Below are 19,862 nucleotides of genomic sequence, written 5' to 3'. Positions count from 1 at the left end.
GCAAATAAAACCAAAATCTGCATTCTCCTGCCGATTACCGGTTTTCCTCCGCGGTTTTTTCTTCCTCCCGGGTCAGTAATACGCGAGATTTGGGCAATGATTCAGGATATTGTTGCTGTAGGTGCTCCAGCATTTTTTCCCTGACCAAACACCTGAGGTCAAAGGCAGTAGGGCTGTCTCTTGCACTCATCAGACAACGTATTTCCACTGTTTTTTCCGTATAATCCGTTACCTGGAGCACCTGGACTTTTTTATCCCACAGCGGACTACCTTCCAATATCTCTTTGAGCTTTACTTTTAAATTTTCTACCGGGACCGTATGGTCCACATACATGAAGACCGTCCCCCATATATCAGCAGTGGTCCTGGTCCAGTTCTGAAAAGGTTGTTCAATAAAGTAGTTTATGGGCAGCACCAGCCTTCTCTGGTCCCATATCTTCACGACCACGTAGGTAAGGTTGATTTCTTCAATTTTCCCCCATTCATTTTCGACTACTACCACATCGTCAATTCTGATGGGTTGGGTGAAAGCGATTTGAAAGCCTGCAAGGAGGTTGGCAATGGACTTCTGCGCTGCCAGGCCCACAATGATGCCCACAATTCCGGCTGAAGTAAGCAGACCGGCGCCCAGCTTGCGTGCAGATTCAAAATTCATCAGTATCGCGGAGATTGCTACAATGACCACCAGAATGATAAAAAGTTTCCTGATAAAGGCTACCTGAGTGAGCATTCGCCTTTCTCTGAGATTGTCCTCCTTGTTTGAACTGAAATTTTCCAGAAATGCATGCCTGAGCACATTGGAAAACTCAATGATGATCCAGGAGATGGTAATGATTGCCAACACAATAAAGAAAGGCTTTTGACCAAGGTAATCCAGGTCAGGAGGAGAAAAAAACGGTTCGATAATGGGAAATATCGCAAAGAAAAGACCCCATTTTAATGCATTTGAAAACTTCCGTATTGATCTTTTGCCTTTTTCAGACCTGGGTTTGTACACGAGGTTTGCCAGCCTGGGGAACAGGAGCCAGAGAAAAACGTGACTGAAAACCAAAAGCCCAAGTGCGATACCAATAAAAATAAGGTTTTCTCTTTCCATGCCTTAAATTTGATGAGGGTGTTGGAGTAAAGGAAGCTAAATTAAGTTTTTTACCTGACAAAAAGCATGAAAATTAGGGCAAAACTTCCTTAAATTATAAATTAGGGTTTAATTCTGATGAAATCGGGCCTGTCCAGACTCAGAAGGACATGAAGGGTACATCACATCGGGCGACTATAATCAAACAGGCGAAGATTTTTCGTCCGATTGGCATCTTCCCGACGGATATGTGGCCACTTAAAGACAAATTATTGAAACATAAAATCAATATTCTCATTAACTTTAACCCGGATTATCCATTAGGTTTCTAAAGCACTTTTCCCGGTCATCGGGAAAGGCAGAATTTGTATCAATGTCAGGCATATCTGAAAGCTACCATTATGGTGCGATGAAGATCTACGTCGAAGTGACTGATTTTGAAACAATATCAGTTTGAATAAGAACTCCTGATGCCTCTTTCTGGTTTGATCTTAATTTAAAACAACGTCATGCAACTCACCTACCTGTTTGTATTTTCTGCCGTCATACTCACTGCTGCCTATTTTATTTATGGCAAATATGTATTTAAGAAATTCAGAATTAATAATGACAATCTAACGCCTTCCCACCGGCTAAACGATGGGGTAGATTATGTTCCGAGCAAACCGATCGTCGTCCTCGGGCATCACTTTGCCTCCATCGCAGGGGCAGGTCCAATCGTGGGACCCATTATTGCCATCACCTTTGGTTGGGTCCCTGCCGTGATCTGGATTCTGATTGGTGGGATATTCTTTGGTGCTGTCCATGATCTGGGAAGTATGGTAGCCTCCTTGCGCAACGATGGCAAATCTATCGGCGTGATCATTCAAAACAATATTGGAAAAAAGGGCAAGCGGCTGTTCATTTTATTTAGTTTTTCCACGCTAATTCTGATCATTGCTGTTTTTGCGGACATCATTGCCAAAACATTTGTCAGCAACCCGGGGGTAGCCTCGGCGTCAATATTGTTTATCGGGCTTGCTGTCGCCTTTGGTTTTGTTACAAAATTTACCAGAAATAAAAAAAGTGCTTTTCTGATAGCTTCGATCATAGGTATTGCGGTTATGTATTATTTTGTATATCTCGGCATGCAGTTGCCTTTTGTGCTGAACTACCAGACCTGGATATACATCTTGCTTATCTACGCCTTCATTGCCTCCGTCACTCCTGTCTCCATGCTGCTGCAGCCAAGGGATTACCTCAATTCCTTTCTGTTGTATGGCTTGATCCTGGCGGCTATTGTCGGAGTTTTTGTAGCCAATCCCACCATAGTGATGGATACGCAAATGCATGTTACGGATGAAAATCTCGGTTATTTGTTTCCTGTACTTTTTGTCACCATCGCCTGTGGAGCTATCAGTGGTTTTCATTCCCTGGTGGCATCCGGTACCACTTCCAAACAAATTGACAGGGAGGGAGATGCAAAGATAGTGGGTTTTGGAGGTATGCTGATCGAGTCTTTTTTAGCAATTATTTCAGTAGGAGCTGTAGTGGTGCTGAGCAGGACCGATTATTTGTCCCGGCTGGGAGAAGAAGGGCCCGTGCCCTTGTTTGCCGATGGCCTGGGAAATATCATCGCCTCTATGGGCGTATCCGGTCCATTTGCAATAGGCTTTGTGGCGCTGACCGTATCAGCATTTGCGCTGACTACGCTGGATACCTGTACCCGTCTGGCCAGATTTACCCTCCAGGAATATTTTGAGGATGTGGAGCAGCCTATTGGGAATAAGATCTCTCAAAACAGGTACCTGTCCACCACTGTGGTGGTGGTGCTTTCGGTCCTGCTATTGGGCAGTGGAGGCTTTGCTACATTGTGGCCGATTTTTGGATCTGCCAACCAACTTCTGGCAGCCCTTGCCTTACTGACCATCTCTGTTTGGCTGATCAGGAAAAAAATTAACCCAACTTTCGTTACCATACCCATGTTTTTTATGTTTACCGTGACGCTAAGTTCTCTGGGCCTTTTTGCATGGCAAAATTTCCAGAAAGATGCCTATGTCTTGTCTGTAATAGCTGCCATTTTGTTTTTGCTGTCGATTGCCTTGATCGTTTTGGCCAGAAAAAGTCTGATCAAAGAAAAGGAAGAAAAAGCTGTGGTATGAAAGACCGGTCCCACCGTTAATTGGCTGTAGGCAATTAACGGTGGATTGATGCCGGTTTATGGTTATCAGAAGAGATTGAATCCCAGAGACAGGACAAGCTGGTTTTGCCGCTGATCGGTGGGCACCTGACCGAAATTGTTCACTGAGTTAGTTAGCCCTCCTTCGTATTTCAGGTCCATCAGGAAATTACCGATATCCAGTCCCACGCCTGCCTGGTAGCCGAAAGTAAATTCTTCTTTTGGGGGGATTATTTTTTGAACGCTCCCATTGTCGGCAGTCATGTCACCATTGATCAGGTAGCTCGCTATCGGTCCCGCCTGTATTCTGAAGATTCCTCCCAGTTTCATGCCGACCATCAAGGGAACATCTAAGCGGTCAAAACTGACATCGTAATTGAAAGTGTTGTCCGAGAATGATCCACCCGTGTTGGTGTACAGAACCTCCGGCTGCAAATATATAATAGGTAGATTAATTCTGGCAAAGGCACCAAGATGATAGCCCATTTTGGAATCCTCCCCCTTAAATCCCTCCATTACCTTTACGTCCCCCTGGGAGATTCCAAATTTGGGACCGATTGACAAAACCTGGGCGTTTAGCTGTCCAAACCCCAACAGAAATACGATGATCAGTAGTTTTTTCATGTGCTGTAAATTAAATTGAGAACTTAAAATTTCTACTTGGTTAACAAGATTTGTACCACAGTAGTAAACGCTGCAGTGCATTTTTTATTCCACAGTATAGCGGGAAAGGTGAGAAGTGTCAGGACAGGATAAACTTTCTGTGTTTCCTCATGGTTTTTGACTTATCTTTACCAGGTAAAGCCTGGACCTGCAGGGTAACCGGAGTATTGATTATTTTTGAAGTTCAGCCAGGTATAAAAAGTTGTAAGCCAGGAGGTACAAAAATCGGGGCCACTTGTCTTGATAATTTTCACCAAAATATGAAAAATAACAGGGTAAATGAGATTATTTAGAATTACGGGTATATTTTTTCTGATTATCCTTTTACATGGCTGCGAGGAACCTGTTCGTGAGGATCCCTTTGTCGGATTGGGGGCGGCCCGCTGGGATGTGGGCAAATCTGCCAATTTTATACTTTCGGATGATCGTTTCACTGCATTGGAACTTGAAATCGCATACATGGAGGGGTTCAGGCCTACCAATTTCATGATGAGCGAGATGACAAACTTCCTTGGAGAAGTAGCCCTGAAACCAGCTGGGGTCCGGATCGTTGAAAAGGAAATTCCTGCGGGAGGCGAAGAGTTTTATACCACCTCAGCCATCGCAGAACTGGAGGATCAGTACCGTGAAAGTTACAATGAGGGTGACACCGTATCTGTATTTTTGCTGGTGGTGGACGGATATTTTATGCAAAATGAAGAGGAATATTTTACCATAGGAGCAGCCTACAGAAACACAAGTATGGTGCTTTTTGGAAAAAGAATCGCAGAGAATACCGGAGGGTTCAGGAGGCCGGGAAGGGGAAATCTGGAAGCTACCGTGGCGCTGCACGAACTGGGACATCTGCTTGGCCTGGTAAATATTGGAACGGATATGGTCGTTCCGCATGAAGATCCGGACGAGGACCATAAATACCACTGTGACAATGAAGATTGCCTGATGTATTGGGCAGTGGAGACCAGCAATATTCTCAACTTCATGCAAAACGATGTGCCTGAGTTGGACGACAATTGCAGGAATGATCTCAGGGCAAATGGGGGAAGGTAAATTTCCTGCCCCGGTAATGGTCGGGGCAGGAATGGATTAAAACTCTCCGAATACTGCAGGTTCTTTCTTCACGATTCTCCAGGCCAGACCTACATTCAACAGGTAGTCCGCAAACGCCGCATCCCCATGGCGGTAGTTCTGAGGAGTGCTTGCCGCGATGTCGGTCACGCTCCTTGTCCGGTTGCGATGCAGCGCTACCGGAACATTTACATTCAACGTAAAATTATTGATCATGTAGCTGATTCCCGGTTCAATAGAAACCACATAGCCGGGACGCCTGAATCCTGTATTTCCTCCTACGAGATCTCGTACCGGTATTCCCTCTACTCTGCCGCCAAGGGAAAAACCTAACCCATGTACAAACATAGACTTGAAGACACCTGCCCGCAGCGCATACTGGTCGGGTACGGCCATGATGGACTCATTGGAGAGTATGGGGTTCAATGTCTCCCGGAAGGTCCTGGTGCCATTTGTCTCTCTCGGGTTGATCAGGTAAAATCCATCGTAGAAGAATACAAATTCATTTCCAAGAAATCGCAGTCCCTGCATGTCTGCAATAAGGCCGACTCCCCCGTCGCCAGGTTGTATGGATTGATCAACCGGCCGCCTTTCGGGAGCTCCCTCCGGTCCTACGTTGTAAAAGGTGCTGCGCGCATCATATTTGCCTGTGGGGAGTTTAAGATTGAGACCGAAAGCCATATTTCCATTCCGGGCCTTTTCACCTTTAAACAGCCAATAACCCAAACCCAATCTCATGTCTGCCAACCCCTGGGAATAGCTAACGTGTCTTTCGGACCTGCCATGTTCGTAGAGAGAACTCCGCTCATTGTAAACAAATGGCAGGGAAACGACCCCATACAATTGATTGCTGAAAGCATAGCTGAGGTTGAGGTCTACTGCGTGAGACCAATTGATCACCTCGGTATTGTTGGCTACTCGGTCCGGTTCTTCGTGGGTTCCTTTAAAATGCCGGAACGAGCGGAAATACCGGTAATTGCTTACAATATTCCAGTCCCCTTTCTGGAGCAACTCACCCTGATTCAGGGCATTCCCTACTCCGGAAAACTGTCTGATGGCCACACATCCTTGTGCCATAAGTTGGTTTACTGCCACAAAGCAGTAAAGACATGCAACTATTAGATATATTATGTATTTGTTATTCATCGGTCAGATATTTGTGTTTTTTACGCTTTTATTTATCCATTCTTAACTTTCCTGCAAGTGATCATCAGGTAGAGCCTGGCTTACACCAGTTATGCTGGTGCAGTGAAAAGTCACCGGTGGTATTTGTCCGGATAAGGTGCATCCTTATACCGGATCGTACTCAGGGTGATTCACGCAGGTAGCCATATCCTGATGATGAGACATTGCCATTTCTACACGATATGCTATAGCGACCTTTTAATATACTCGCAGCAATGCGGTATGATCGACAGAGCATGCCGTACAAGATAAATCAGGAAATTGCAGATAGGTGTTCAGGCATCCAATTGGACGATATTCCTGATGTTGTTCGAAAAGTTAAGCCCATCTGGGGGGTGGGGAGGGATTGGGAAGAAGCATTTCTTCTAAAGCAAGAGGAATGGCTGGTTTCCATTTTTTCTGCTTAGAAAATGCCTGCAGAAACTCAAATTGAAAATTAGGCTTGATATAATCCTTTACTGTGGCCTGCGAGATGATTTGGTCGTTTTGACTATCAGACCGGTTTTCCGGAATAAGTGAAAGCACCCAATTTCTGGTTTTGATTTCCAATTTGATTTTTGCCATATCGGGCACGTAGACCAACTCAAAGGTATCGTCCTTAAACCGCTTCTGAATGGCCCGGTATGCTTTTCCCTCTTTAGAGAACGGAATATTGGTCAGTTGAAAACCTTCTTCTTCGAAAGCGTAGGGCAGCTTCATGGGGATTTTCAGTATTTTTTTATTGGGAAAATCTTCCTGGTATACCCTTTCCGCCCAATCCTGTTCTATTTTGAATTGATACACCCGGTGAAAGACATAGAACCCAAAGTGGTAGACCAGGAAGCAAGATAATAACAGTATGGAAAGAAAAGCCCGCATTTTCAGGATGAATTCCTGAAATTAATAAAAATAACGATCTGGTAAAATGGATTCGGGCAAATTTCTAAAAATAATGTTCCGCCATAAAAATTAATCTTTTATTTCTTCATAATCGATATAGTCTCCTCCGGAAATATTGCCTGAGGATCCCTTTTTGCCTTTATCGGGTACAAAGTCCACGTTTACATTTCCATCCCTGGGTTTGTTTTTTTTCCGTGCTTCTTCTCTTTGGGCTTGCTGTACCTGATCAGCAAACTTTTTAAGTTTACTGTTTAAAAAGTACCTCACCAAACTGGAAAATATCCAACCCAAAGCAATAAAGAAGATAATTATTTTTAAAATCATGATGACAATTTAGAAAATATGCGGATACCGTACCGGAGTACGATCACTGGCCTATCCTATTAACGGAAATTTCCTTTTTACCATTCAATATTAATGGAAAAATTGTGTAAAGCCAATGGTTGGGATTCAAAAGAGTCCGGAGAAAAATTACCCGGCCCGTTTAATCCGGGCCGGGTGTATGGAATGAAAACCGTATTATTTGCTGAGATAAAGATTTCTCTCAGCAAAAATCTTGAGAAAATAATCGTCCATGAGATCATCAATAAAATAAATGGCCTCGCCGGTTGATTTCATTTCAGGTCCGAGCTCCTTGTTTACGTTGGGAAATTTGTGAAATGAAAATACCGGTTCTTTTATGGCGTAACCCTTTTTGACCGGTGCAAACGTAAAGTCGCTTATTTTCTTTTCGCCCAACATGACCTTGGTAGCGAAATTGACATAAGGCTCCTGGTATGCTTTGCAGATGAAAGGTACTGTTCTGGACGCCCTCGGATTGGCTTCTATGATGTAGACCTTGTCATTTTTGATGGCAAACTGTATGTTGATCAGGCCTTTGGTCTGCAGGGCCAGGGCAATCTTTTCGGTATACGTTTCTATCTGCCGGATGACCAGGTCTCCCAGATTGTAGGGAGGCAATACCGCGTAGGAATCTCCGGAGTGAATACCGGCAGGTTCTATGTGCTGCATGATGCCAATGATGTAAACCTGCTCGCCATCACATATTGCATCTGCCTCGGCTTCAATGGCACCTTCCAGAAAGTGATCCAGCAAAATTTCGTTATTTGGAATGTCACGAAGTACATTCACTACATGCTGTTCCAGCTCTTTTTCGTTGATCACGATCTTCATTCCCTGCCCGCCTAATACATAAGAAGGTCTTACCAGCAATGGGAAACCGATTTGTTTACAAAGCTCCAAGGCTTCATCTGTACTGTGAATGGTGCCAAACTCAGGGTAGGGGATTTCATTATCTTTCAGCAGGGTAGAGAACCGTCCCCTGTCTTCCGCCAGATCCAGTGCTTTGAAGCTGGTTCCCAAAATGGGGATATTGTATTTGTCCAGCTTTTCGGCAAGCTTCAGGGCCGTCTGGCCGCCCAACTGTACGATCACGCCTATCGGGTTTTCGTGCAGGATGATCTCATAAATGTGTTCCCAGAAAACGGGTTCGAAATAGAGCTTGTCCGCCACATCAAAATCAGTAGATACGGTTTCGGGGTTACAGTTGATCATGACGGTCTCGTAACCACATTCTTTGGCGGCCAATACGCCGTGAACGCAGGAGTAATCAAACTCGATACCCTGGCCTACGCGATTCGGCCCCGAGCCCAATACCACAACTTTTTTTCTTTCAGATACGATGGATTCGTTCTCATCGCCAAAGCTGGAATAGAAATATGGTGTTTGGGCTTCAAATTCAGCCGCACAGGTATCAACCAGCTTAAACACCCTTTTGATACCCATTTCTTCTCTTCTCTTGTGGAATACTTCACTTTCCAGGCAACCCAGAAGGTGGGCGATCTGCCGGTCTGCATAGCCCTTGTGTTTGGCTTTTTTCATCAGGTCAAAACTGATGCTGTCGAGTGTTTCATTCGCAATGACATCGTCCAGATGCACCAATTCCTCGATTTGTTTGAGAAACCACTTGTCGATTTTGGTCAGGTCCTGAATCGTTCGGAAAGAGATGCCCAATTTGAAGGCGTCATAAATATGAAAAAGCCTGTTCCAACTAGGGTTGGCCAGGCTGTAGAGGATTTCTTCCTGGTTTTTTAGCTCCTTGCCGTCTGCGCCAAGGCCGTTTCTTTTGATCTCCAGTGATTGACATGCTTTTTGCAGGGCTTCCTGAAAATTTCTGCCGATCCCCATAACTTCCCCAACCGCCTTCATGGAAAGCCCCAGCTTACGGTCAGAACCTTTAAATTTGTCAAAATTCCACCTGGGAATTTTTACAATCACATAATCTATTGCCGGCTCAAAATAGGCAGAAGTATTGCCCGTGATACTGTTTTTGAGCTCGTCCAGATTGTATCCAATAGCCAATTTGGCAGCCACCTTTGCAATGGGGTAGCCCGTTGCCTTAGAAGCCAGGGCAGAGGATCTGGATACCCTGGGGTTGATCTCCACACCGATGATGGTCTGATTGTCAGGACTTACGGCAAATTGCACATTACATCCACCGGCAAAATTCCCAATGCCATTCATCATCCGGATGGCCATATTTCTCATCTTCTGATAGACGGTATCGGGAAGGGTCATGGCAGGCGCCACGGTGATAGAATCTCCTGTATGGACCCCCATGGGATCAAAATTTTCTATTGAGCAAATGACCACCATATTGCCGATATTGTCGCGCAGTACTTCCAGCTCGTATTCTTTCCAACCCAATATGCTTTGTTCGATCAGCACTTCGTGGGTTGGAGAAGCCTGTAATCCTGCGCTCAGGGCTTTTTCAAAATTTTCCGGGCCGTCTACAAATCCTCCCCCAGTGCCACCTAAGGTATAGGAAGGCCGGATCACCAGTGGAAAGCCGATTTCCTGAGCGATCTCTTTGCCTTGCAAAAATGAAGTGGCAGTACGTCCGATGCACACATCAATACCAAGGGTGTCCAGCAGTGCTTTGAACTTTTCCCTGTTTTCCGCCGTGTCTATGGCATCAATGTCTACACCGATCATTCTGGTATTGAATTTTTTCCAGATTCCAGCTTTGTCACAGTCAATGGCGAGATTCAAAGCTGTTTGTCCTCCCATGGTAGGTAGCACACAGTCGATGTCCGGATGTTCTTTCAAGATCTGAATAATCGATTTTTTTTCGAGTGGCAACAGGTAAACATTGTCTGCCGTTACCGGGTCGGTCATGATGGTGGCCGGATTGGAATTGATCAGGGTCACGGTGATGCCTTCTTCCCTTAGGGACCTGGCTGCCTGCGATCCTGCATAATCAAATTCACAGGCCTGACCGATGATAATGGGGCCGCTTCCGATGATAAGAACATGTTTGATGCTACTGTCTTTTGGCATGCTGTGATTTTTTGAAGTGGTTTACATTTGGCTAAATTGGTGCAAAATTAAACAAATTTCTTAAACATGCACGATAAAGTCGGATTTAACCCGGATGGTTTCAGGTTTGAGTTCCGCTTAATTTTAGTACATTTAATTGCGAAAAAACACAACATCATGACCAACAATACGAAAGACAGACTGAAAAAAACACTGGCAGCATTTGACGCCGTAAATGGGGAAGACCCAAATCAGGAACTGGTAAATGGACAACCCGTACCGAAAGAACTGATCTACGGTATCCGAATGTCAGAGATGCTGGAAGAGGCTTATCCGGATTCGGGTGAACTCCTTCGTTTGGCTGCCAGGAGTCAGCATATCAGGCGCTGGGCCATTCCCAGAGAGGAATATCCCATGGATCGAAAAGGATACCTGCTATGGCGCACCAGGCTCAAGCAATACCATGGAGAAATAGCCGGGGAGATCATGCAGCAAAATGGCTACGGCGCGGATGAGATAAAGAAAGTAGTCGATTTGCTAAACAAACGGAAGCTAAAAACCGAACCTGACACACAGGTCCTTGAGGATGTCATTTGTCTGGTATTTTTGAAATATTACTTCGATCCCTTTATAAACAAACATGAGGATACCAAATTGGTGAGTATCCTTCAAAAAACCTGGAACAAGATGTCTGAAAAAGGGAGGCAATTGGCCCTCTCAATGCCGCATTCCTCCCAGGCAAAACGCCTGCTGCAAATGGCATTAAACCCCTAGTGATTCAGGCCATCAGGGAGCGGCATACCTTTACATCCTTTTTAATTGCGGAAAAGATCGCCTCAGCCGAAGTGGTTGGATGACGGTCTCCATGCTCAGCCCCTCCGAGATCATATTCTACATGCAGGATTTTAGGGAGCGGTCCGGCAAATCCCTGGTGGTCTTTGAGTAGCTCAAAATTGACATGTCCTTCTCCCATAGGTACATTTACCGGCCTGTCGCCTTTTCCATCCGGGTTACCCCAAACAAAATCCTTCAAATCGAAACTTCTGATTTTATCGGCAATCAGTCGGTAGGCATTTTCATGGGATTGGTAGCCTTCCACAGTAGCGTGCCGCAAATCAAATTGCACGCCTACATGTTTTGGATCGATACCATGGAGGAGGTGGTAGATTTCCCACACCGAACCTCCGACCCTTTTGCCGGCATGGTTTTGGTAATGACCGTTTACGCCATGCTTCTCATGAAGCTCAGCGAGTTTTAGCATGGATTCATTCAGGGCATTAAGGTCACCGATGATATCTTTTGAGCTAAATGACAAATATCCCATCCGGTAATCCTGGATACCTTCTCCCGCCAGTATCCGTAAATATTCATCCATCTCGTCTATCTGATATACGTTCATGTCTGTAGTAAGTACCGGACGGCTCAGATTGAGATTTTCACTGGCACTGATGATGCCCGGAAGTTTGCTCCTGATCTCATCTCTGTCGAAAAACCCGTTTTTCCGGACCGGAAGGTCAATGCCATCAAACCCCAGGTCCTTTACGGTTTGGGGGATTTCGTCAAGGGGTAGCCACTGCAAAACTTTTGTAAACAGATATAAAGGACCGGAATCAGCATTTTTCTCCGGAAAGAAAGGCCGATTGAAAGCGAGCAATTCAGGGGCAGCTAATCCCGCGCCTGCCATGGTTAGCATTTTTTTTAGCGACGATCTTCGTTTCATAATGGGTTTCTTTGTTGGTTGACGTTTCAGAGGGGAAGTTTATATTTTCGGGAAATATTATGCAATAATGCCTGAAATTTAGGGATTTTCCAGATTCAAAACCATTTCAATCACCGGTTCCCGGGTCATGCCTCCCGGGTTAAGACCGGGCTTCCCTTCAGGAACAGGCAGGGATAAATTTTTAAAATGCTCCTTCCAGGCGGGAAAAAGTTGCCCCGTTTCCGGATCCTTAAAGGTCATTGGTGGCGTTTTAAAGATTCCCTTGCCTCCATTGGCTTCCTTGAAAATCAAATGAATGAGTTCTGCACAGTAAAAGGCATCGTTTTCCATATCAAAGGCCATGTCGTAAGGTTTGCCTAGCAGTTGTTTTCCCTGTTCAATTGCCTCGGGTATAAGCGCCTGGTGGCGCCTCCGGATCCGGCCCACATGTACTTTCGGATTGCCCGACGGCGTCACGTGACGGTAGAGAAAGGTGTCCAGAGGAGTCAGACTTACCCCCTTCGTAATGGCTTCCATTACCATCCATTCTCCATTTTCTTTTACAAGCAGCCCATTGTGGGAAAAATGACGCCCTTCGTAGGCGGTGGTGACTTTTCTGATTGCATCACAGAATGTACCACAGTCGCCATCCTGGAATAAGATGTCGCCTTCCTTCCACTCAAAATTATCTTTTTTTTCCCCGCAGGAGACCGCCAGGAGCAGGCAAATGAGATGACCGGCGTTCAACCAACTTTTTACCATCAGACAAGAATAAAAAATAATAGTGCTACAGCAAGTACAAGAACCATTTTTTTGGCTTTTTCCTTTTGGATTTCTCCGATCTTTCTTCTCCTCAATACCAGTACGGACAAACTCAGCCCAAACAATTGTAACGCCAGTCCTAAACCCGTGAATAACGAAAGATATCCGTACGCACTCCACTGCAGGGCATTGGCTGTCAGCGGAACCATACAGCTAATGATCCCTGCCATTCCAAAAAGGAAAGATTTTTGGAGCAAGCTGTCTACGTTCATTTCCTGCCACTTCATTGGACTTTTCTTTTACGGGAATCAAAAAAAGCGGCCAACTCACTGCTGCTTTTTGCATTCAGTGTCATGGCCTTTGTAAGGCCTCCTTTCCTTCCTGCAATCACGCCGTACTTCATATCTGTAACTGCGTTTTTCTCGTGTGCATCCGGGTTGATAGATAGCGATACCCCCTTTTCTATGGCATACCGTACCCAGCGCCAGTCCAGATCCAGTCTCCAGGGATTTGCGTTGATTTCAATGACCACCTTGTTTGCCGCGCAGGCATCAATTACAGCCCTATGGTCTATAGGATACCCTTCTCTGCGTAGCAGCAACCTTCCGGTAGGGTGTCCCAAAATCGTCGTGTAGGGGTTTTGAATGGCCCTGATCAGCCGGGAAGTAGCTTTTTGGATATCCATACTCAGGCCGGAATGAATGGACGCAACTATATAGTCAAATGAGGCCAGTACATCAGGCGCGTAATCCAGGCTGCCATCCATCAGGATGTCACTTTCGATACCCTTAAAAATGCGAAATGGTGCAAGTGTCTTGTTCAGTTCGTCTATTTCAGTGTGCTGTTGTATAATTCTGTCTTCATCCAGACCGTTTGCATAAAATGCAGACTTGCTGTGATCTGCAATACCCAGGTATTCAAAACCCAATGACTGGCAGTGTTGGGCCATTTCTTTTAAAGTATGTCTGCCATCGCTGTAGGTAGAATGGTTGTGCAAGGGCCCCTTCAGATCAGCATATGTCAATAATTCCTCCATAGAATGGGACTGCATCCACTCCAGTTCTCCATTGCCTTCCCGCAGATCTGTGGGTATATAGGGAAAACCGGCTTTTTCGTAGGCTTCAGGTTCTGAGAAATAATCTGACTGGTAAAAATGCTGTCCCAGTTGAGTGCCATCGGCAGTTGGTACCATAAGATGTGCCGGACTGGAAGTTTTGAGGAGTTTCTGGCGCAAAAAGTTGGCTTCTGATGCCAGGTGAATAATTACCGGAACGTCTTGTTCCTGCCAATATCCCTGCCACCTGAAGGGGCTGGACAGAGATTCTTCCTGCCTCATCCCGCTAATGCGATTGACTTTCTCCAGCGTAGACCGCGCCTGATCAGTTTTCAGAAGGAAAGAAACGTTTTCTACTATTTCAGCCATTCTGCCAAAAGGCCCTACGGCCGCAATATGATCTGCATCGAGAATCTTTGCCAGTTCGCGTCGCAAATTTTCACCATGATCAGCTATATCTGCATACAACCATTTTCCTTTATTGGATGCGCGGTATTCCAATGCCTGTATGATGCTATCCTGAGTTTTTTTGCCGAAACCTTTGATTTTCGCTACCTGGCCGGACTGGCAAGCTTCCATCAGTTCGTGGGTGGAAGTGATATCGAGCTCTTTCCAGAGCGTGATGATCTTTTTAGGCCCCAGGCCCTTCAATTCCATTATTTCCAGGATTCCTTCAGGTGTATCACGAAGCAATTTTTCCAGGGGAGGATGGGTGCCGCTTGCCTGTATTGTACTGATGGCCTCAGCAATACTTTTTCCTATTCCCGGGAAATCCTGCAGTTGGCGTTGATCCAATCCGGAAAGAGGCTTTCCTTCTCTTTCGATGCTATTGATGGCAGATTGGTAGCCTCGAATTTTGAAGGTGTTTTCCTCATGCAGTTCCATAAGCTGCATGGTTAGCTTCAATACACGTACAATTTCTTTGTTATCCAAGGTAGGTCTCGTTGATGTATTTAATGGACAAATGTCCATAATATTTGTTTTAAAATAAAATCATTCGCCTTATCTTATGCAAGCAATGCAAAAGCTGTTTTCCAGTGCAGGCAATGCAAATCTTCTGAGGATAGGTGCCTGATCGCCGGCGACACATGCACGAATCGGTGAAACAAAAGATTTCGAAGGCCTTTGAATTTAGACGCTTTGTTTTTTGTTTGTCTGAATAGACTGCTGTGCTTCTTTGCTTTATTACCAAAATGGTCGGTGTGAGCGTCTCCTATTCGAAAAACATTCAGGACATTTTCCGACATGGGGCGGTGTCAGGGTCGGTGCAGCTAATCTGTCCCGTCTTGTTCCCGACACCTGCATGCCTGACGGCATACAGTCTTGATGCGGATTACCCGGCACCATACTTTCCTTCAAGAGGAAGAGCGAACTTACTAAAATACATCTGATATGAATTGTAGAACCCTGCTGTTGTCATTCATTTTGTCATTTATTTGTGTGCTTGGCCACAGTCAGGTTCAATTTACCCAAAGGCTGGAGCTAGAGACCAAATGGATGGAGGATGATTTTTTTGTGCTGCCAAGAGATGGGGGAATGGTTGCCTTCCGCATGAGGTCTGAGAGCGGCTATGGGACAAAGAATATTTTCGAATACGTGCAGGCCGATTTTCAGTTGGAAGCTGATTCGGCCAGGCAAATTGTGCTGGAAGAGTTTCACGAGCTGGTCGGATTTGATCTGGACGGGCAGTTTCTTTATATCTTGTTCAATAAGGGGTCGCAGTACAATCCGGAGAAATCTATTTTTGAAATCAATCTGGAAACCCAATCCCTGAATGAAATGTCGCTCACCAGCATTCTGGAAATGGAGCTGCAGGATTTTCTGGTATTTAACAAGCAGGCAGTATTTATGGGCAAATATGATTTCCGGCCCGTCATACAAATCCTGGATATTCCCAGCAAGGAAGTGGTGACGGTACCCGGCCTGTTCGAAAAAGATGCCAGAATACTTCAGATGAGAAAAGACCCCGAACTCAATGTTTTTGACGTGGTGATGAGCCGGAGGGATTTTTACAAGAAAAAGATCGTATCAATACTGACTTTTGACGCCAATGGAGATAAGTTGCGAGAAGTAAAAATTAATGATCTTGAAGATCCTTCGATGGAGATAGTAGAAGGCCTGCTGACCTCCTCACACAATTACAAACAGGCCCTTATCGGACCTTATGGTCTCAGAAAAAAGGAAGCATATCAGGGTTTGTATTTTACTAAAATCAACCAGTTTGGCGAATACGACAATACATTTTATTCTGTGTCAGATTTTGAAAATTTTTACAACTACCTCCCCGACAAGACCAGGGAAAGGAGGCTGCGAAAAATGGAAAGAAGGCTTAACAGAGGAAAAAATGTTCCCATCAGGAATGTGGTGGTGACACGGGAAATCAATGCATCTGATGGTTATTATTTGATTTATAACGATCATTTTATTTCTTCCAGCTCGCGGTCTATACCCAGGGATGGGATGTATGCCAGCAATTTTTACCGGCTAAATCCCATGATGGGGGGCTATGGAGGCCTGTATAACCCGCTATGGATGGATCCCAGATTCAGAAACAGCCAGGTATCCAGCCAATACAAATATCTGGCCGCACAATTTATCCTACTGGATGAAGATGGCAGCATCATCTGGGACAACACCCTGAACCTGGACAATGCGAGCAAAGACCAACCTGTAAAATTCGGGGAAATGAGCTTTACGGGAGACAATCTTTTTTACATGTATTTGGATGAATCCGACCTCCTGCTCAGTCAGATCAAGAGGGGAGAGGTGGTCATGCAAAATGAGTCTTTTGAAATAGAACTCATCAATGAGAATGAGCGGATTGCAGACACCCGGGATGACAGCTTGCAACTTTTATGGTGGTACGATAATTATTACCTGCTGAGTGGTAAGCAGCGGATACGGTATCAGGATGAGGAGGGGAGGGCGAAAAGCAGGGAAGTAAATTTTTTCACCAAGATAAAAGTCGACGATTTCATTTAGGTCGGTTTCGGCCAAATAAATTATTTATATATTTGCCTCAAATTTTAAACATGCAGAAAAGACTTGTTCTTGATCAGACGCAAATATCCATCATCATCAGCAGGTTTTGTCATCAACTGATAGAGAATCACGATGATTTTGAAAACACCGTACTTTTAGGTCTGCAACCGAGGGGAGCGATGGTGCTGGACCGGATCGTACAGCGCATGCGGGAAATCCACCCATCTCCCCTGAAGTACGGATACCTCGATGCTACTTTTCACAGAGACGATTTTCGGCGCAGGGATATTCCGCTCAAAGCAAATGAGACCAGGATAGAATTTTTGATTGAAAACAAAAAAGTCATATTGGTAGACGATGTATTGTACAAAGGCAGGTCAGTCAGGGCTGCGATGGACGCAATGATCGCCTATGGCAGACCACTGAAGGTAGAACTGATGGTTTTAATTGACCGGAAATACACCAGGGATTTCCCCATCAAGCCCAACTATTACGGGAGGCAGGTCAATACACTGGAAAGTCAGTATGTAAGTGTAGAATGGCAGTCTCAGGGCTACGCTGAGGATGCCATATGGATCACTGAAAAAGAAAGTAAATAATACCCATGCAGCAGCTCAGCACCAGACATTTGCTCGGAATAAAAGGCCTTACTGAATCAGATATACAACTTGTCTTTGAAACCGCAGATAATTTTAAAGAGGTACTGAACCGTCCAATTAAAAAGGTGCCTTCCCTCAGAGATATTACGATAGCCAATGTGTTTTTTGAAAACTCCACGCGAACCAAGCTGTCTTTCGAACTGGCTGAAAAGCGCTTGTCGGCTGATGTGGTGAATTTTGCTTCAGGAAGTAGTTCGGTAAAGAAGGGAGAAACCCTGATTGACACGGTAAATAATATCCTGGCCATGAAAGTGGATATGGTGGTCATGAGGCACTCCAGCCCCGGAGCACCTCATTTTCTGTCCCGCCATATCCGCGCCAATATCATCAACGCAGGCGATGGTACGCACGAGCACCCTACCCAGGCCCTGCTCGATGCGTTTTCCATTCGTGAGCGGTTGGGCGATGTGGCAGGAAAGAAAGTAGCCATTATCGGAGATATTCTTCACTCCCGGGTGGCACTATCCAATATATTCTGTTTGCAGAAACTTGGTGCGGAAGTAATGGTATGTGGTCCGTTGACACTGATGCCCAGGCATGTTGCCGCACTCGGCGTTAAAGTGGAGCACGATGTGTTTAAAGCGCTTCAATGGTGTGATGTAGCCAATGTATTGCGGATCCAGATGGAAAGGCAGCAGATCAAATATTTCCCATCTCTCAGGGAGTATTCTTTGTATTATGGGATCAACAGACGGCTGTTAAATCGACTGAACAAAGAGATTGTCATCATGCATCCGGGCCCGATAAACAGGGGTGTGGAGTTAAATTCTGATGTGGCGGATTCTGAAAACGCCATCATATTACAACAGGTTGAAAATGGAGTAGCAGTAAGGATGGCAGTGCTTTACCTGCTGGCCAGCGTCAAATGATAGAATCGGTGAGGGCTAAGAAGATTCCTGCTTTTTGGTAGGGAGGCGCACTTTTGTTCCTCCTTTTTGCCTTTTTTGCTAACTTGCTTTAAAAAGAAATGATGATTTATAATTCCATAATAGAAACGATCGGCAATACACCTTTAGTAAGGCTCAACAAATTGAATAAGGGTATTGCAGGTGAAATACTGGTGAAAGTTGAATACTTCAATCCGGGAAATTCCATGAAGGACCGGATGGCGGTAAAGATGGTGGAGGATGCAGAAAAAGCCGGGATTTTGAAGCCGGGTGGTACGATCATAGAAGGAACTAGCGGTAATACGGGTATGGGTCTGGCATTGGCAGGAATAGCGAAAGGCTATAAGTGTATCTTCACCATGGCAGATAAGCAATCCAAAGAGAAGATTGATATCCTGAAAGCCGTAGGCGCTGAGGTGATCGTCTGTCCCACCAATGTCTCACCGGAAGACCCCAGATCCTACTATGCAGTAGCCAGAAAACTCAATGAGGAGATCCCGAATTCATTTTACCCCAACCAATACGACAACCTGTCCAATTGGAAAGCCCATTATGAAACTACAGGGCCCGAAATCTGGAGGGATACAGATGGGGAGATTACCCATTTCGCTGCCGGAGTAGGAACAGGAGGCTCTATGTCGGGCACTGCCAGGTATCTGAAAGAGCAATCCGAAACGCTGGTATCGGTGGGCATTGATACCTACGGTTCGGTGTTTAAAAAATACAAGGAAACCGGTGAGTTTGACGAGAATGAAATTTATCCCTACCTGACCGAAGGGATAGGAGAAGACATTCTTCCAAGAAACGTTGATTTTTCTGTAATTGACCATTTTATCAAGGTCACGGACAAAGATGCTGCCGTGATGACACGCAGGCTTTCCAGAGAGGAAGGCTTATTTGTGGGCTGGTCCTGCGGATCTGCCGTGCACGGTGCATTGGAATATGCCAGAGAAAATTTAAAGCAAGGAGATCGCATGGTCATTTTGCTGCCGGATCATGGTACCAGATACCTGGGTAAAGTTTACAATGATGATTGGATGAGAAATCATGGGTTTATGGAAAACAAGACCTTCGGGTCGGCAAGGGAAATTGTGAATAGCCGGAATGCAGCATACCAACTGGTGGTGGTTCGGAAATCAGATAAGGTAAAGGACGCTATCGCACTTATGAACGAAAAGAGCGTCTCTCAGATTCCAGTTATGGAAGATGGTCAGGTGGTAGGAAGCCTGACGGACAATAAACTGCTGTTAAAGATCATTGAAAACCCTGAAATTAAAGATGGGCCAGTGGGGGAGGTTATGGAAGACTCCATGCATTTTGTCGCACTCGACAGTACTTTAGACGTACTATCTTCTATGGTCGATAAGGAAAAAGCTGTATTGGTAAGGGATGATATGCACCGGGTACATATTATCACCAAACACGACATATTAGCGGCCATTACCAGGTAATCTTGATATTTATTAGGAGAGTAAC

17 protein-coding genes are annotated in these 19,862 nt (G+C 45.2%); 7 read left to right on the top strand and 10 right to left on the bottom strand.

What is annotated here, in order from left to right; translation table 11 throughout:
* Positions 1–34 precede the first annotated feature (34 nt).
* Positions 35–1,096 (bottom strand): mechanosensitive ion channel family protein, encoded by a 1,062-nt coding sequence (locus BUB19_RS19365; protein ID WP_073096949.1) that lies wholly within the window; start codon positions 1,094–1,096, stop codon positions 35–37.
* Positions 1,097–1,584: 488 nt separating this feature from the next.
* Between BUB19_RS19365 and BUB19_RS19360 the strand changes: the two genes are divergently transcribed.
* Entirely contained in the window at positions 1,585–3,216 is a 1,632-nt protein-coding gene (locus tag BUB19_RS19360) for a carbon starvation CstA family protein (protein ID WP_073096947.1), read from the top strand.
* Between the two features lie 65 nt (positions 3,217–3,281).
* On the opposite strand, the gene BUB19_RS19355 is transcribed toward BUB19_RS19360, so the two are convergent.
* Positions 3,282–3,857: a porin family protein gene (locus tag BUB19_RS19355; protein ID WP_073096946.1), complete on the bottom strand. Its 576-nt coding sequence runs from the start codon at positions 3,855–3,857 to the stop codon at positions 3,282–3,284.
* A gap of 318 nt (positions 3,858–4,175) precedes the next feature.
* Here BUB19_RS19355 and BUB19_RS19345 point away from each other — a divergent pair, with 318 nt between their 5' ends.
* On the top strand, positions 4,176–4,943 hold the full coding sequence (locus BUB19_RS19345; RefSeq protein WP_084097484.1) for a hypothetical protein: 768 nt from the start codon (positions 4,176–4,178) through the stop codon (positions 4,941–4,943).
* A 36-nt stretch (positions 4,944–4,979) separates the two neighbouring features.
* Here the strand turns inward: BUB19_RS19345 and BUB19_RS19340 are convergent, their stop codons facing one another.
* From BUB19_RS19340 to carB, 4 genes are all read right to left on the bottom strand, one after another.
* Positions 4,980–6,038, bottom strand: coding sequence for a hypothetical protein (locus BUB19_RS19340; protein ID WP_245802909.1), 1,059 nt, complete (start codon positions 6,036–6,038; stop codon positions 4,980–4,982).
* A 426-nt stretch (positions 6,039–6,464) separates the two neighbouring features.
* Entirely contained in the window at positions 6,465–7,004 is a 540-nt protein-coding gene (locus tag BUB19_RS19335; RefSeq protein ID WP_073096942.1) for a hypothetical protein, read from the bottom strand.
* Between the two features lie 90 nt (positions 7,005–7,094).
* Positions 7,095–7,349 carry a DUF4834 domain-containing protein gene (locus BUB19_RS19330; protein WP_073096941.1) on the bottom strand — a complete coding sequence of 85 codons (255 nt, stop codon included), beginning with the start codon at positions 7,347–7,349 and terminating at the stop codon, positions 7,095–7,097.
* Between the two features lie 195 nt (positions 7,350–7,544).
* Positions 7,545–10,364, bottom strand: a complete 2,820-nt coding sequence (carB, locus tag BUB19_RS19325; protein WP_073096940.1) for a carbamoyl-phosphate synthase large subunit — start codon at positions 10,362–10,364, stop codon at positions 7,545–7,547.
* A gap of 66 nt (positions 10,365–10,430) precedes the next feature.
* Here carB and BUB19_RS19320 point away from each other — a divergent pair, with 66 nt between their 5' ends.
* Complete coding sequence (locus tag BUB19_RS19320) at positions 10,431–11,117, top strand: DUF4202 domain-containing protein (protein ID WP_245802908.1); 687 nt, start codon at positions 10,431–10,433, stop codon at positions 11,115–11,117.
* A gap of 4 nt (positions 11,118–11,121) precedes the next feature.
* Here the strand turns inward: BUB19_RS19320 and BUB19_RS19315 are convergent, their stop codons facing one another.
* The 4 genes from BUB19_RS19315 to BUB19_RS19300 form a co-directional block, all read right to left on the bottom strand.
* Positions 11,122–12,063, bottom strand: a complete 942-nt coding sequence (locus BUB19_RS19315) for a sugar phosphate isomerase/epimerase family protein (protein ID WP_073096938.1) — start codon at positions 12,061–12,063, stop codon at positions 11,122–11,124.
* Positions 12,064–12,141: 78 nt separating this feature from the next.
* Positions 12,142–12,804, bottom strand: coding sequence for a YiiX/YebB-like N1pC/P60 family cysteine hydrolase (locus BUB19_RS19310; protein ID WP_073096936.1), 663 nt, complete (start codon positions 12,802–12,804; stop codon positions 12,142–12,144).
* Positions 12,804–13,091, bottom strand: a complete 288-nt coding sequence (locus BUB19_RS19305) for a hypothetical protein (RefSeq protein ID WP_073096933.1) — start codon at positions 13,089–13,091, stop codon at positions 12,804–12,806. The genes BUB19_RS19310 and BUB19_RS19305 overlap by 1 nt, the downstream gene beginning before the upstream one ends.
* Positions 13,088–14,791 carry a helix-hairpin-helix domain-containing protein gene (locus BUB19_RS19300; RefSeq protein WP_073096931.1) on the bottom strand — a complete coding sequence of 568 codons (1,704 nt, stop codon included), beginning with the start codon at positions 14,789–14,791 and terminating at the stop codon, positions 13,088–13,090. The genes BUB19_RS19305 and BUB19_RS19300 overlap by 4 nt, the downstream gene beginning before the upstream one ends.
* A gap of 459 nt (positions 14,792–15,250) precedes the next feature.
* On the opposite strand from BUB19_RS19300, the gene BUB19_RS19295 reads away from it, so the two are divergent.
* From BUB19_RS19295 to BUB19_RS19280, 4 genes are all read left to right on the top strand, one after another.
* Entirely contained in the window at positions 15,251–16,840 is a 1,590-nt protein-coding gene (locus BUB19_RS19295) for a transcriptional regulator (RefSeq protein ID WP_073096930.1), read from the top strand.
* A gap of 50 nt (positions 16,841–16,890) precedes the next feature.
* Positions 16,891–17,439, top strand: coding sequence for a bifunctional pyr operon transcriptional regulator/uracil phosphoribosyltransferase PyrR (gene pyrR, locus BUB19_RS19290; RefSeq protein WP_073096928.1), 549 nt, complete (start codon positions 16,891–16,893; stop codon positions 17,437–17,439).
* Positions 17,440–17,444: 5 nt separating this feature from the next.
* Positions 17,445–18,368 carry an aspartate carbamoyltransferase catalytic subunit gene (locus tag BUB19_RS19285; RefSeq protein WP_073096927.1) on the top strand — a complete coding sequence of 308 codons (924 nt, stop codon included), beginning with the start codon at positions 17,445–17,447 and terminating at the stop codon, positions 18,366–18,368.
* A gap of 101 nt (positions 18,369–18,469) precedes the next feature.
* The gene (locus tag BUB19_RS19280) at positions 18,470–19,837 is read left to right on the top strand and encodes a pyridoxal-phosphate dependent enzyme (protein ID WP_073097011.1); all 1,368 of its coding nucleotides are present in this window, start codon (positions 18,470–18,472) and stop codon (positions 19,835–19,837) included.
* Positions 19,838–19,862 lie beyond the last annotated feature (25 nt).

The organism is Cyclobacterium lianum, assembly GCF_900143075.1.
Classification (GTDB): Bacteria; Bacteroidota; Bacteroidia; order Cytophagales; family Cyclobacteriaceae; genus Cyclobacterium; species Cyclobacterium lianum.
Note: the sequence above shows the minus strand (reverse complement) of the source record. Positions and strands in the feature narration are given on the sequence as shown.

Excerpts from the sequence above, each read along its gene's own strand:
- BUB19_RS19365 (WP_073096949.1), bottom strand. The coding sequence starts at position 1,096 with ATGGAAAGAGAAAACCTTATTTTTATTGGTATCGCACTTGGGCTTTTG.
- BUB19_RS19360 (WP_073096947.1), top strand. The coding sequence starts at position 1,585 with ATGCAACTCACCTACCTGTTTGTATTTTCTGCCGTCATACTCACTGCT.
- BUB19_RS19355 (WP_073096946.1), bottom strand. The coding sequence starts at position 3,857 with ATGAAAAAACTACTGATCATCGTATTTCTGTTGGGGTTTGGACAGCTA.
- BUB19_RS19345 (WP_084097484.1), top strand. The coding sequence starts at position 4,176 with ATGAGATTATTTAGAATTACGGGTATATTTTTTCTGATTATCCTTTTA.
- BUB19_RS19340 (WP_245802909.1), bottom strand. The coding sequence starts at position 6,038 with ATGGCACAAGGATGTGTGGCCATCAGACAGTTTTCCGGAGTAGGGAAT.
- BUB19_RS19335 (WP_073096942.1), bottom strand. The coding sequence starts at position 7,004 with ATGCGGGCTTTTCTTTCCATACTGTTATTATCTTGCTTCCTGGTCTAC.
- BUB19_RS19330 (WP_073096941.1), bottom strand. The coding sequence starts at position 7,349 with ATGATTTTAAAAATAATTATCTTCTTTATTGCTTTGGGTTGGATATTT.
- carB (WP_073096940.1), bottom strand. The coding sequence starts at position 10,364 with ATGCCAAAAGACAGTAGCATCAAACATGTTCTTATCATCGGAAGCGGC.
- BUB19_RS19320 (WP_245802908.1), top strand. The coding sequence starts at position 10,431 with ATGCACGATAAAGTCGGATTTAACCCGGATGGTTTCAGGTTTGAGTTC.
- BUB19_RS19315 (WP_073096938.1), bottom strand. The coding sequence starts at position 12,063 with ATGAAACGAAGATCGTCGCTAAAAAAAATGCTAACCATGGCAGGCGCG.
- BUB19_RS19310 (WP_073096936.1), bottom strand. The coding sequence starts at position 12,804 with ATGGTAAAAAGTTGGTTGAACGCCGGTCATCTCATTTGCCTGCTCCTG.
- BUB19_RS19305 (WP_073096933.1), bottom strand. The coding sequence starts at position 13,091 with ATGAAGTGGCAGGAAATGAACGTAGACAGCTTGCTCCAAAAATCTTTC.
- BUB19_RS19295 (WP_073096930.1), top strand. The coding sequence starts at position 15,251 with ATGAATTGTAGAACCCTGCTGTTGTCATTCATTTTGTCATTTATTTGT.
- pyrR (WP_073096928.1), top strand. The coding sequence starts at position 16,891 with ATGCAGAAAAGACTTGTTCTTGATCAGACGCAAATATCCATCATCATC.
- BUB19_RS19285 (WP_073096927.1), top strand. The coding sequence starts at position 17,445 with ATGCAGCAGCTCAGCACCAGACATTTGCTCGGAATAAAAGGCCTTACT.
- BUB19_RS19280 (WP_073097011.1), top strand. The coding sequence starts at position 18,470 with ATGATTTATAATTCCATAATAGAAACGATCGGCAATACACCTTTAGTA.